This window comes from Streptomyces sp. NPDC053426, assembly GCF_055585405.1.
In genome coordinates this window covers 172,099-184,814 of sequence record NZ_JBVJKE010000010.1, presented here as the reverse complement: position 1 = coordinate 184,814, position 12,716 = coordinate 172,099, and the positions used below count along the sequence as shown (strand labels likewise).

12 protein-coding genes are annotated in these 12,716 nt (G+C 71.0%); 9 read left to right on the top strand and 3 right to left on the bottom strand.

Features of this window, described 5'->3' with window-relative positions; translation table 11 throughout:
- The first annotated feature begins 4 nt into the window (after positions 1–4).
- From ACZ62B_RS21510 to ACZ62B_RS21480, 7 genes are all read left to right on the top strand, one after another.
- Positions 5–418 (top strand): roadblock/LC7 domain-containing protein, encoded by a 414-nt coding sequence (locus tag ACZ62B_RS21510; protein ID WP_003993189.1) that lies wholly within the window; start codon positions 5–7, stop codon positions 416–418.
- A gap of 111 nt (positions 419–529) precedes the next feature.
- Positions 530–925, top strand: coding sequence for a DUF742 domain-containing protein (locus ACZ62B_RS21505; protein WP_004924977.1), 396 nt, complete (start codon positions 530–532; stop codon positions 923–925).
- The gene (locus ACZ62B_RS21500; protein WP_344560730.1) at positions 906–1,496 is read left to right on the top strand and encodes a GTP-binding protein; all 591 of its coding nucleotides are present in this window, start codon (positions 906–908) and stop codon (positions 1,494–1,496) included. Before ACZ62B_RS21505 ends, ACZ62B_RS21500 begins: the two co-directional genes overlap by 20 nt.
- Before the next feature lie 376 nt (positions 1,497–1,872).
- Positions 1,873–5,085, top strand: a complete 3,213-nt coding sequence (locus tag ACZ62B_RS21495; protein WP_344560731.1) for a sensor histidine kinase — start codon at positions 1,873–1,875, stop codon at positions 5,083–5,085.
- Positions 5,086–5,095: 10 nt separating this feature from the next.
- Positions 5,096–5,509: a roadblock/LC7 domain-containing protein gene (locus ACZ62B_RS21490; protein WP_004983065.1), complete on the top strand. Its 414-nt coding sequence runs from the start codon at positions 5,096–5,098 to the stop codon at positions 5,507–5,509.
- 94 nt (positions 5,510–5,603) lie between these two features.
- The gene (locus tag ACZ62B_RS21485; RefSeq protein WP_344560732.1) at positions 5,604–6,176 is read left to right on the top strand and encodes a DUF742 domain-containing protein; all 573 of its coding nucleotides are present in this window, start codon (positions 5,604–5,606) and stop codon (positions 6,174–6,176) included.
- Positions 6,157–6,738 carry a GTP-binding protein gene (locus tag ACZ62B_RS21480; protein WP_030216560.1) on the top strand — a complete coding sequence of 194 codons (582 nt, stop codon included), beginning with the start codon at positions 6,157–6,159 and terminating at the stop codon, positions 6,736–6,738. Before ACZ62B_RS21485 ends, ACZ62B_RS21480 begins: the two co-directional genes overlap by 20 nt.
- 303 nt (positions 6,739–7,041) lie before the next feature.
- Here ACZ62B_RS21480 and ACZ62B_RS21475 read toward each other — a convergent pair whose 3' ends face one another.
- The 3 genes from ACZ62B_RS21475 to ACZ62B_RS21465 all read right to left on the bottom strand — a co-directional run bounded on the left by ACZ62B_RS21475 (position 7,042) and on the right by ACZ62B_RS21465 (position 9,951).
- On the bottom strand, positions 7,042–7,230 hold the full coding sequence (locus ACZ62B_RS21475) for an acyl-CoA carboxylase subunit epsilon (RefSeq protein WP_085574439.1): 189 nt from the start codon (positions 7,228–7,230) through the stop codon (positions 7,042–7,044).
- Between the two features lie 14 nt (positions 7,231–7,244).
- Entirely contained in the window at positions 7,245–8,828 is a 1,584-nt protein-coding gene (locus ACZ62B_RS21470; protein ID WP_344560733.1) for an acyl-CoA carboxylase subunit beta, read from the bottom strand.
- A 259-nt stretch (positions 8,829–9,087) separates the two neighbouring features.
- Entirely contained in the window at positions 9,088–9,951 is an 864-nt protein-coding gene (locus ACZ62B_RS21465) for an SDR family NAD(P)-dependent oxidoreductase (RefSeq protein ID WP_344560817.1), read from the bottom strand.
- Positions 9,952–10,234: 283 nt separating this feature from the next.
- On the opposite strand from ACZ62B_RS21465, the gene hpnR reads away from it, so the two are divergent.
- Together hpnR and ACZ62B_RS21455 are read left to right on the top strand one after the other, a co-directional pair.
- Positions 10,235–11,734 carry a hopanoid C-3 methylase HpnR gene (gene hpnR / locus ACZ62B_RS21460; RefSeq protein ID WP_344560734.1) on the top strand — a complete coding sequence of 500 codons (1,500 nt, stop codon included), beginning with the start codon at positions 10,235–10,237 and terminating at the stop codon, positions 11,732–11,734.
- A 23-nt stretch (positions 11,735–11,757) separates the two neighbouring features.
- Positions 11,758–12,636 carry a DMT family transporter gene (locus tag ACZ62B_RS21455; protein ID WP_344560735.1) on the top strand — a complete coding sequence of 293 codons (879 nt, stop codon included), beginning with the start codon at positions 11,758–11,760 and terminating at the stop codon, positions 12,634–12,636.
- The last annotated feature ends 80 nt before the right edge of the window (positions 12,637–12,716 follow it).

Below are 12,716 nucleotides of genomic sequence, written 5' to 3'. Positions count from 1 at the left end.
CCCGATGAGCCAGGCGGCACAGAACCTCAACTGGTTGATCACCAACTTCGTGGACAACACCCCCGGGGTGTCCCACACCGTCGTCGTGTCCGCCGACGGTCTCCTGCTGGCCATGTCCGAGGGGTTCCCGCGCGATCGCGCGGACCAGCTCGCGGCCGTCGCTTCGGGACTGACCTCCCTGACGGCCGGCGCCTCCCGGATCTTCGAAGGCGGCAGCGTGGCCCAGACGGTCGTCGAGATGGAGCGGGGATTCCTCTTCCTCATGTCCGTCTCGGACGGCTCGTCCCTGGCCGTTCTCGCGCACCCCGAGTGCGACATCGGCCTCGTCGGCTACGAGATGGCGCTCCTGGTCGACCGTGCGGGAGCGGTCCTCACCCCGGACCTCCGCGCCGAACTACAAGGAAGTCTGCTCCACTGATCGGCCCCGGCACCACCCGTCTCACCAAATCACCGTCCGGCCGCCACATTCCCCCCACCGGCCCCGTCAGACGGCTTGACTGACCGACTTGCTGTCCCGCCCGGAGGACCCATGACCCCGCCCACCGCCTCTCATGATCCGTACGCGGAGCCGTACGAGGACGAGGGCGACCAGCCGCTGGTGCGTCCGTATGCGATGACCGGCGGCCGGACCAGGCCGCGTTATCAGCTGGCCATCGAGGCACTGATCAGTACGACGGCCGACCCGGCAGCGCTCATGGGACTCCTTCCGGAGCACCAGCGCATCTGCCATCTGTGCCGTGAGGTGAAGTCGGTCGCCGAGGTCTCGGCGCTGCTCAACATGCCGCTGGGTGTTGCCCGGATCCTGGTGGCCGACTTGGCGGAGGCGGGACTCGTCGCCGTGCACCAGCCGGGCGGCGACGAGACGACCGGCGCCCCGGATGTGACACTGCTCGAAAGGGTGCTCAGTGGACTTCGCAAGCTCTAACGGCGGGACGGTCTCCGAGAACCGTGCCACCACGTCCGCGAAGATCGTGGTGGCGGGCGGCTTCGGCGTGGGCAAGACCACGTTCGTCGGCGCCGTTTCGGAGATCAACCCGCTGCGCACGGAGGCCGTCATGACGTCCGCCTCGGCGGGCATCGACGACCTCACCCACACCGGGGACAAGACCACCACCACGGTGGCCATGGACTTCGGCCGCATCACCCTGGACCAGGACCTGATCCTGTACCTGTTCGGTACGCCCGGCCAGGACCGCTTCTGGTTCATGTGGGACGACCTGGTCCGCGGCGCCATCGGCGCGGTGGTCCTGGTGGACACCCGCCGGCTGGCGGACTGCTTCCCGGCGGTGGACTACTTCGAGAACAGCGGACTGCCCTTCGTGGTCGCCCTCAACGGCTTCGACGGCCAGCAGCCCTACCAGCCGGAAGAGGTGCGCGAGGCGCTCCAGATCGGGCCCGACACCCCGATCATCACCACCGACGCCCGGCACCGCGCGGATGCGAAGAGTGCGCTGATCACATTGGTCGAGCACGCTCTCATGGCGCGTCTCAGGTAGAACCAAAAAAGAAGCGACATACGGCAGTTGCCGTAGCCGCACCGGAGCCGGCTGTGTCCTTTGACACGGCCGGCCCCGGTGTTCATAACGTTTCGGCAGAGGAATCGAGGGAGGCCGACACGCGACGCGGTCGCGCGGTACCGCTGCGCGCACGAACGAACCGCCTTTTGCCGGTGCTCGCTCTGTATGACCGTTTTATCTGGGACTTACATCACTCGGATTCCTCGCCTTCCCATGTTTGGAAGAGCGCTGGTCGGCATGCTGGAATGCCTGAACTGCCCAATAGTCAAAGACGTACTCCACAGTCGATGGCACACCGGGCTCTGAGACACAGCGGCACAACGATGGTGCCGACCGCCGAGAGGTTGTTGGTCGAGTGAGGCGAAGCAAGAGCAGTCCCGAGCCGTCGGCCCGGGGCAACTTCACGCCGCCGCCGCGCACAGCGGCGCCCGCCCCCGTGCCCGGTCCCGAACCGACGGCCGCGCCCGCCAAGAGCGGAGGCCGCCTTTCCCCGCGCAACTGGCGCGTGACGACCAGACTGAACGCGATCCTGCTCATACCCGTGCTGGTCGGTCTGGTCATGGGCGGCTTCCAGGTGAAGGGCTCGATCGACACCTGGAACGAGGCCGAGGACGCGGAGAACACCGCCCGCCTGGTGCAGGCCTCCCTCACCTACGCCAACGCCCTCTACAACGAGCGGGACGTCACCGCGGTCCCCCTGCTGCAGGGCAAGGGCACGGACGACCCGGACGTCGTCAAGGCCCGCGCCGCGACCGACAAGGCAGCCGACGCCTTCGACGAGGCCGCGCAGAGCATGCCGGACAAGCCCGGCCTGAAGCGCCGGATGGAGCTGTTCCGCAAGGCCGAGCCCCAGCTGACCGAGCTGCGCGCCGCGGCGTACACCTCCAAGCTCAAGGGGGTCGCGACCGAGGAGGGCTACGTCACCGTCGCCCACCCCCTGATGGAGTTCGCCAACGACCTCGGTCTCGGCACCGGCAACGTCACCAGCTACGGACGTACGGTCTACGCGATCTCGCTGACCAAGTCGGCCCTGTCGCTGGAGCGCGCCATCGGCATGCACCTGCTGGTGAAGCCCGGCCCGACCGACAGCCAGCTCGCCAGCCAGCGCGTCGCCCTCACCTCCTACGCCTACCTCGAGCGCATCGCCATCGAGGAGTACCGGGGCGGTGGCACCGAGGCCGACGTGGAGAAGCTGGAGCAGACGGCGCAGCGGATCCAGGCCGAGGGCAAGGTGATGGCCCGGGAGGCCAAGCAGAAGGACCCGGACTACGTGGCACCGCCCGCCAAGCCGGAGACGATGATCTCCGAGCTGGGCCGGCTCCCCTCCACGGACGCCTCCGCCCGCGCCGATCTCGCCGCCCAGGGCATCACCCCCGCCAACTGGTGGGCCGTGAGCACCCTCAAGTTCGACGGTTACAGCGAGATCGAGTCCGACCTCACCGACACTGCGGTGAGCGAGGCCGCGCAGATCGCCGACGACGCCCAGCGCGACGCCCTCATCACCGGTGCCGCCGTCGTCATCGCCCTGCTCGCCGCGTTCATCCTGGCCGGCATGGTGGCCCGCCAGATGAGCCGCTCCATGCGCCAGCTGCGCAACGCCGCCTTCGGCATCGCCGAGCAGCGCCTGCCGATGCTGGTCGACCAGCTCTCCCGGACCGACCCCGGCCGGGTCGACACCAAGGTCGCGCCGATCCCGATCTCCACCACCGACGAGATCGGCGAGGTCGCCCGCGCCTTCGACCAGGTCCACCGCGAGGCCGTCCGGCTCGCCTCCGAGCAGGCCCTGCTGCGGGGCAACATCAACGCGATCTTCACCAACCTGTCGCGCCGCAACCAGTCGCTGATCGAGGGCCAGCTGACCCTGATCACCGACCTGGAGAACAACGAGGCCGACCCGGACCAGCTGGAGAACCTCTTCCGCCTGGACCACCTCGCGACCCGTATGCGCCGCAACGGCGAGAACCTCCTGGTCCTCGCCGGCGAGGAGCCCGGCCGCCGCTGGGACCAGCCGGTTCCGCTGGTCGACGTGTTGCGCGCCGCCTCCTCCGAGGTGGAGCAGTACGAGCGCATCGAGCTGTCCGGTGTCCCCGAGGCCGAGATCCACGGCCGCGCGGTGACCGACCTCGTGCACCTGCTCGCCGAGCTCCTGGAGAACGCCACCACGTTCTCCTCCCCGCAGACCAAGGTCCGCGTCACCGCGACCCGTCTCCCCGACGGCCGCGTGATGGTCGAGATCCACGACAAGGGCATCGGCCTCACCGCCGAGGACTTCGCGGACATCAACCACAAGCTGGCCAACCCGCCGACCGTGGACGCCGCGATCTCGCAGCGCATGGGCCTGTTCGTGGTCGGCCGGCTGTCCGACCGGCACGGCATCCGGGTCCAGCTCCGCCCCTCGGGCGAGCAGGCCGGCACCACCTCGCTGGTCATGCTGCCGGACGCGATCACCCACGGCGGTGGCGGCGAGCAGCAGCCGGACCGCGACGAGTTCACGGTCTCGCAGATCATCCCGGAGCAGAACTTCCAGGGTGAGGACTTCGGCCGGCAGCCGCTGCGCACCGCCGCGGAGCTGGGCTTCGACGACAGCCGCTACGAGGTCCCGGACGACATCCGCGACCTGGACCCGGTCGGCCGTTCCCTGATGCGCGAGGAGCGCCGGGCGGCCCTGGAGTCCCAGGCGCAGCCCGAGCCGGCCGCCGCGAACGCCCAGGAGGCCCCCGAGGCGCCCGCCTACCCGGACGGGTTCGCCGCCCCGCAGGGCTACGCCGACGGCCAGGGCTACCAGGACGGCGGCCAGGGCTTCGACGGCGGCTACCAGGAGCAGCAGACCGCCGAGTACGACCAGCAGGCGTACGACAACGGGCAGCGGACGGCGTACGAGGAGCCGCAGCAGCAGGCGTACGGCGAAGGGTTCTACGCGCCGGACGGTCTGCCGGCCCAGAACGACGCCTTCCCGTCCAACGGCGGCTACCCGGACGCCTCCTACACGGAGCCGGCCCAGGACGACTGGCCGCAGCAGGGCAACTACCACAACGGCTACCCGGACCAGTACCCTGCTCAGGCCCCGGAATCGGAAAATACGCAGGCCGCTGACGCGCGTGAGCAGGACAGCGTAGGCTTCGACCGTCCGGGACCGGCTGTCTCCGACGTCCACCCGTTGACCGACGCCGGGCTTCCCCGCCGCGGATCCACCGCGGGCGGCGCGAACGGCTCGGGCGGCGCGCGGCGTGTGAACCAGGAGCCGCCGGCTTCCACTCCGGAGGGTGACGGCGACAGCGGCTGGCGTTCGGCGAACGACGAGCGCTGGCAGCAGGCATCGTCGCTCCGGAAGCCCAAGGCCGGCGGAGTGACCTCTTCCGGTCTGCCGCGGCGAGTCCCCAAGGCCAACCTGGTCCAGGGAGCCGCCGAAACCACCCCCCAGGGAGGCCCCCAGGTCTCCCGCGCCCCGGAAGACGTCCGGGGCAGGCTGAGCAACCTGCGTCGCGGTGTCCAAAAGGGCCGCAGCGCGGGCAGTGAAACGAACGGTCAGGGCTTCGGTTCTGACAGCACCTACAACCAGGAGCGTTAGTGTGAGCCCGATGAGCCAGGCGGCACAGAACCTGAACTGGTTGATCACCAACTTCGTGGACAACACCCCGGGGGTGTCCCACACGGTGGTGGTCTCCGCCGACGGACTCCTTCTGGCGATGTCCGAAGGCTTTCCGCGCGACCGCGCCGACCAGCTCGCGGCCGTCGCCTCCGGTCTGACGTCTCTGACGGCAGGCGCCTCCCGGATCTTCGAGGGCGGCAGCGTGAACCAGACGGTTGTGGAGATGGAGCGGGGATTCCTGTTCATCATGTCCATCTCCGACGGTTCGTCGCTCGCGGTTCTCGCACATCCCGAGGCGGACATCGGCCTCATTGGGTACGAGATGGCCCTTCTGGTCGACCGAGCCGGTACGGTCCTGACGCCGGACCTTCGAGCGGAGCTCCAAGGGAGCCTTCTCAACTAGAGGACAGACGGTGCGTTTTGGCGTCCCGGGGCCGTAAGGTTTCGGGACGCGGCTCCACAGTGATGGGTGCCAGGCACAGTCGGAGGAGGAGAAAGTGGCAACACCCCCAGACGGTTCATCCGCGGGCAACTGGTCGTACGGTCCTGCCCAGGGCCAGAACGACGGTTCCCAGAACCTGTACGGATACCCCTCCGCGCCACAGCACCGGCAGCCGTACGCGCCGCAGGGCCCCGGCCCTTCGCCGTACGAGCAGCCGCACGCCCCGCGCATCCAGCCGGTGCAGCCGCAACGCCGGGCACCCGAGCCGGCGCCCGCCGGGGCGTCGAACAATCCCCTGGTGCGCCCGTACGCGATGACGGGCGGCCGCACCAGGCCGCGGTACCAGCTCGCCATCGAGGCGCTGGTGCACACCACCGCGCAGCCGCACCAGATGCAGGGCCAGCTGCCCGAGCATCAGCGGATCTGCACCCTCTGCCGGGAGATCAAGTCGGTGGCCGAGATCTCGGCCCTGCTGACGATCCCTCTCGGCGTGGCCAGGATCCTCGTCGCCGACTTGGCGGAGGCGGGACTGGTCGCCATCCATCAGCCCGGCGGCGACGAGAGCGCCGGCGGCCAGCCAGACGTGACACTGCTCGAAAGGGTGCTCAGTGGACTTCGCAAGCTCTAGCGGCGGTCCTTCCCGCTCCACCACCTCGGCGAAGATCGTGGTGGCGGGTGGCTTCGGCGTGGGCAAGACCACGTTCGTCGGGGCCGTTTCGGAGATCAACCCGCTGCGCACGGAGGCCGTCATGACGTCTGCTTCGGCGGGCATCGACGACCTCACCCACACCGGGGACAAGACCACCACGACGGTGGCCATGGACTTCGGCCGCATCACCCTGGACCAGGACCTGATCCTGTACCTGTTCGGTACGCCCGGCCAGGACCGCTTCTGGTTCATGTGGGACGACCTGGTGCGCGGCGCCATCGGCGCGATCGTCCTCGTCGACACGAGGAGGCTCGCCGACTGCTTCCCCGCGGTGGACTACTTCGAGAACTCGGGTCTTCCCTTCGTGATCGCCCTCAACGGCTTCGACGGCCAGCAGCCGTACCAGCCGGACGAGGTCCGGGAGGCGCTCCAGATCGGCCCCGACACCCCGATCATCACCACCGACGCCCGCCACCGCGCGGATGCGAAGTCGGCCCTGATCACCCTGGTGGAACACGCCCTGATGGCCCGCCTCCGCTAACGGCTACCGCCGCGGCCTGCCTCTGACATGCCGCCGTCCGCGCCGAGCGGCGCAACAGCCCCCTGCGGCCACTGAGCCGCCGGGGGCTGTTGCATGCCGGGTGCGGGCAGGTGGGGGCTGGTCGCGCAGTTCCCCGCGCCCCTGAGGGGGTGGCCGCTGGCGCATGACAGGTGCGGGTGGCCCGTGGCTGGTCGCGCCCGTGCGGCGGAGCCGCATATCGTCACGGCCCCGCGCCCCTGGGGGCGTTGTCCCGACCGGAGTGCAAGAAGGGCCCCTCCTTTTGTGGAGGGGCCCTTCTTGGGGTCAGCGCCAGCTGTGGGGGGCTCGGAAGCCCGGTTCGCGTTCCAGGCGGCGCCAGCCGGCCTTCGCCCGGCCCCGGTGGGCCGGAGCCGCCGGCCGGGCGGCGGCCCTGGCCAGCAGGATCGCCGTGATCGCGGCGACCTCCTCCGGCTCGGCGTGCCCCTTCTCGACGCGGATGTCAGGTGTGCTCATGGCGTGCGTCTCCCTTACTGCGGCGGGTTGCCGTGCTTGCGGGACGGCAGATCGGCGTGCTTGGTCTGCAGCATCGCCAGTGAACGGATCAGCACCTCACGGGTTTCGGCCGGGTCGATGACGTCGTCGACCAGACCGCGCTCGGCGGCGTAGTACGGGTGCATCAGCTCGGACTTGTACTCCTTGACCATGCGCGCCCGCATGGCGTCGGGGTCCTCGGCCTCGGCGATCTGGCGCCGGAAGATGACGTTGGCCGCGCCCTCCGCGCCCATCACGGCGATCTCGTTCGTCGGCCAGGCGTACGTGAGGTCGGCGCCGATGGACTGGGAGTCCATCACGATGTACGCACCGCCGTACGCCTTGCGCAGGATCAGCGAGATCCGCGGCACGGTGGCGTTGCAGTACGCGTACAGCAGCTTCGCGCCGTGGCGGATGATGCCGCCGTGCTCCTGGTCGACGCCCGGGAGGAAGCCGGGGACGTCCAGGAAGGTGAGGATCGGGATGTTGAAGGCGTCGCACATCTGGACGAAGCGGGCGGCCTTCTCGGACGCCTCGATGTCCAGCACGCCGGCCAGCGACTGCGGCTGGTTGGCGACGATGCCGACGACCTGGCCGTCCATCCGGGCCAGGGCGCAGATGATGTTGCGCGCCCAGCGCTCGTGGACCTCCAGGTACTCGCCGTCGTCGACGATCTCCTCGATGACCTTGGCCATGTCGTACGGCCGGTTGCCGTCGGCGGGGACCAGGTCGAGGAGGACGTCGCTGCGGCGGTCCGCCTCGTCGGCGCACTCCACGCGCGGCGGGTTCTCCCGGTTGTTCTGCGGGAGCAGCGAGAGGAGGTAGCGCACCTCGTGGATGCACGTCTCCTCGTCGTCGTAGGCGAAGTGGCAGACGCCGGAGGTCTCGGCGTGCACGTCCGCGCCGCCCAGGCCGTTCTGGGTGATCTCCTCGCCGGTGACCGCCTTGACGACGTCCGGGCCTGTGATGAACATCTGCGAGGTGTCGCGGACCATGAACACGAAGTCCGTCAGGGCGGGGCTGTAGGCCGCGCCGCCCGCGCAGGGGCCGAGCATCACGCTGATCTGCGGGATGACGCCGGACGCCTTGGTGTTGCGCTGGAAGATGCCGCCGTACCCGGCGAGCGCGGAGACGCCCTCCTGGATGCGGGCGCCGGCGCCGTCGTTCAGGGAGACCAGCGGCGCGCCGGCCGCGATGGCCATGTCCATGATCTTGTGGATCTTGGTGGCGTGGGCCTCGCCCAGCGCGCCGCCGAAGATCCGGAAGTCATGGGCGTAGACGAAGACCGTACGGCCCTCCACCGTGCCCCAGCCGGTGATCACACCGTCCGTGTACGGCTTCTTCTCCTCCAGACCGAAGCCGGTGGCCCGGTGCCGGCGCAGCTGCTCGACCTCGCGGAAGGACCCCGGGTCCAGCAGCAGTTCGATGCGCTCCCGCGCGGTCAGCTTGCCCTTGGCGTGCTGCGCCGCGGTCGCCTTCTCGCTCGGGCCGGCCAGTGCCTGCGCACGGATCTCGTGCAGTTCGGCCACGCGTCCGCGCGCGTCGGTCGGCTCACCCGGCGCCTCATCCAAAACGGTCATGTAGTGACCTTACGAAGCCGACCTGGAAATGCGAGCCGTCGACTCCTCACAGTCTCCGGGGTGTTTTCCTGGTACCCCTGAACAGAACCCCGGCGGCATGCAGCCGTTCCGACTGCTCAGAGGGCGTCCGGCTTGTAGGGGTCGTACAAAGACGCCGCCTGAGAGTCGCCTCACATTCATGTGAGGCGCATGCACCCGTTCGGGTCGGTCCGCTCACCCGGAGCGTAGCGGTGGCGGTGCTCCGCTCCACGCCGGGGTCTCAGCCGAAGCGGTCGAGGAGCCTGCGGTAGAGGCCGGGGGTGAGGGCGCGCACCCGGGCGGGGAGGGCGAGCCAGGCGGGGATGTAGGTGTCGTCGCGGCCTTGGGAGACGGCGTTCCAGACGGCGGCCGCGACCCGGCCGGCCGAGGTGGGGCGCGGGTGGGAGCGGTGGTACGGCGTGCCGCGGCGGGCGAAGAAGCCCGTCTCCACGGGGCCGGGCACGACGAGCGTCACCCCCACGCCCGTACCGCGCAGTTCCTGGCGGAGCGCCTCGGCGAACGCGGCGAGTCCGGCCTTGGCGGCGGAGTACACCGCCTCCTCCCGTACGCCGACCGAGCCGGCCACCGAGCCGACGAGCACCACCCGGCCGCCGCCGGCCGCCACCATCGCGGGCAGCACCTCCCGTACGAGGTGCAGCGTCGCGTTGAGGTCCAGGAACAGCACCCGGTCGATGTCGGTGTGCGGCATGGTCAGGAAGGGCCCGGCCCAGCCGATGCCCGCCCCGGCGACCAGCACGTCGATGCGTCCGGTCTCCCGCAGCGCGGCCTGGGCCAGCATCTTGGCCCCGTCCGGCGCGGCGAGGTCGGCGGGCAGCAGGACCGCCGAGGTGCCGGACGCCGTCTCCTCAAGGCGCCGCCGGTCCCGGCCGCTGAGCAGCAGTTGCCAGCCCCCGGCGGCGAAGCGCCGCGCGGTGGCCGCGCCGATGCCCGAGGAGGCGCCGGTGACGAGGGCGACGCGCCGACCGGTGCGCGGCGGCGGCCCGTGGCCGCGTGCCGCCGCCGGGGCGGAGGCCGCGGCGCGGGCGTCACTGTGTGCGGGGTCCGCCGGGGGGTCGTAGGTGGAACCGGAGCCGGTGGTGGTCACGAGTCGGTCTCCCATGCGCTGTCGCTGCGGGTCCTCGGTCTCCAGGACACCCCCACTCCGGTGCACCCCGCCAGCGCAGGAGCCCGTCCGCCCGGCCCGCTCCCGCTTCTGCCGACGGGCGGCGTCCAAGCTCACGGGGCCGCCGCGCCGCGCCGCAGGACCACTCCTGCGGGCCGCGGGGTGCGGCCAGGCGGGCGTATGGCGGGTACGCGGCCGCGTGTGCCGGGATACGAAGGGGACACCCTTCCGTACCCGGTCCGTCCGACCCCGTGGCGAGGTCCCCATGCGTCTGCTGCTCGTCCACCCCAGCGCCCTGATGTACTCCGAGATCTTCCTCCGGCTCGAACCACTGGGCCTGGAGCGGGTGGCGGGCGCCGCCCGCGAGGCCGGTCACGAGGTCCGGGTCGTCGACCTCCAGGTGCTGGGCGTGAACCGGCTGCGCGACGAGGTGCGGTCCTTCCGTCCGGAGGCGCTCGGCGTCTCCCTCAACTACCTGGCGAACATCCCCGAGGCGATCGCGCTGGCCGCGCGGGTGAAGCGGGAGGTGCCGGGCTGTTTCGTGTTCTTCGGCGGGCACAGTGTCTCGTTCGTCGCCGAGGAGGTCATCGAACAGGCGGAGGGCGCGGTCGACGCGGTGGTCCGCGGAGAGGGGGAGCCGGCGATGGCCCCGCTGCTGGAGGCGGTGCGCGACGGCGGGGTGGAGGGCGTGCCGGGCGTCGTCACGGCGGCCGGGCGCGGACCGGCGCCGCTGATGCTGCACGGCATCGACGGACCGCTCCCGGCCCGCGATCTGATGCGCAGCCGGCGCCGCTACTTCATCGGCGAGCTCGACCCGTGCGCGTCCATCGAGTTCACCCGCGGCTGCCCCTGGGACTGCTCGTTCTGCTCGGCGTGGACGTTCTACGGCCGCAGCTACCGCAAGGCCTCGCCCGAGGCGGCGGCGGAGGAGCTGGCGAGGATCCGCGAGCCGAACGTGTTCATCGTGGACGACGTCGCGTTCATCCGGCCCGAGCACGGCGACGCCATCGCCGCCGAGGTGGAGCGGCGCGGCATCCGCAAGAAGTACTACCTGGAGACGCGCGCCGACGTCCTGCTGCGCCATCCGGAGGTGTTCGAGCGGTGGGCGCGGCTGGGGCTGCGCTACATGTTCCTCGGCATGGAGGCGATCGACGCCGAGGGGCTCGACCTGTACCGCAAGCGGGTCAGCCCGGACGAGAACCTCAAGGCGCTTCAGACGGCCCGCCGGCTCGGCATCAAGGTGGCGATCAATCTGATCGTGGACCCGGCCTGGGACGAGGAACGCTTCCGCGTGGTGCGGGAGTTCGCGCTGGCCGTGCCGGAGATCGTGCACTTCACGGTGATGACGCCGTATCCGGGTACGGAGATCTGGCACACCGAGTCCCGCCGGCTCACCACCCGCGACTACCGCCTCTTCGACATCCAGCACGCGGTGGTGCCGACGACGCTGCCGCTGGAGCGCTTCTACGAGGAGCTGGTGCGCACCCAGGCGGTCATCAACCGCAAACACCTGGGGGTGCGCACGGCGTTCGGCGCGGCGCGCGTGCTCGGCCGCAACCTGCTGCACGGGCAGACCAACTTCGCCCGCATGCTGTGGAAGTTCAACCAGGTCTACAACCCGCGCCGGCAACTCGCCGACCACGCGCGGCCGGTGCGCCACGAACTGCCGCTCCCCCAGCGCCTCGACGTCGGCGACCGGCGCAAGCTGTACGTCCACACGCGGGGGGCGACACGGGGCGCGCCGACCGGCCGGACACCCGACTAGTCCGCTCCCGGGGCTCTTCCGTCATGGCGATCGCCGTTCTCGCCTCGCTCGCCGCCGGTGTGTGTTTCGCCGTCGCGGGGGTCCTGCAGCAGTGGGCGGCGGCCGCGCGGCCGGACGCGGAGGCGCTCACCGCGCGGCTGCTGGGGCGGCTGGCGCGGGATCCGCTGTGGCTGTGCGGGATCGGGCTGGCCGTGGTGGCGTACGGATTCCAGTCGCTGGCGCTGGCGTTCGGGCCGCTGAGTCTGGTGCAGCCGCTGATCGTCGCCGAGCTGGTCTTCGCGGTCCCGCTGTCGGCGCGGCTGTACCGGCTGCGGCTGGGCCGGCGGGAGTGGTCCGGCACGCTCGCGGTGGCGGCGGGACTGGCGCTGGCGCTGCTCTCCGCCCGGCCGCACGGCGGCGACCCCCGGGCGGCCGGCCCGCTGTCCTGGCTGCCGGCCGTCGGCGCGGTCGCGGCCGTGGTGTGCGGCGCGCTCGTGACCGCGCGGATGCTGTCCGGCCCCTGGCGGGCCTCGGCGACGGCGCTCGCCGCGGGGGCGGTGATGGGCACCCAGTCCGTCCTGCTGGCCGCGACGGTGGACCGGCTCCGGTACGGGCTGCCGACGGCCCTGGCCGCCTGGCAGACCTACGCGCTCGTCGCGGCCAGCGTGGGCGGCCTGCTGCTCATCCAGAGCGCCTTCCAGCAGGGCCCGCTGGCCGCGACCATGACGGTCCTGGACGCGACGGAGCCGGTGGTCGCGGTGGCCATGGGCATGCTCCTCTTCGACGAGACGATCCACACGGGCTGGCCGGTCTCGGCGGCGACGCTGGCGGGTCTGGCCCTGGTGGCGACGGGCATCGTGGCCTTGGACACGTCACCGGTCATCGCGGCGTCACACGCCCGGCACCGGGCCGCTGACGAGTGACCGGTGTCGGGTTGTTCGCAAAAGAGCACGGGTGGTTCTGTCGTACGGCGGCTGCGGGCCGCATCGTGGCTGTTCGCGCA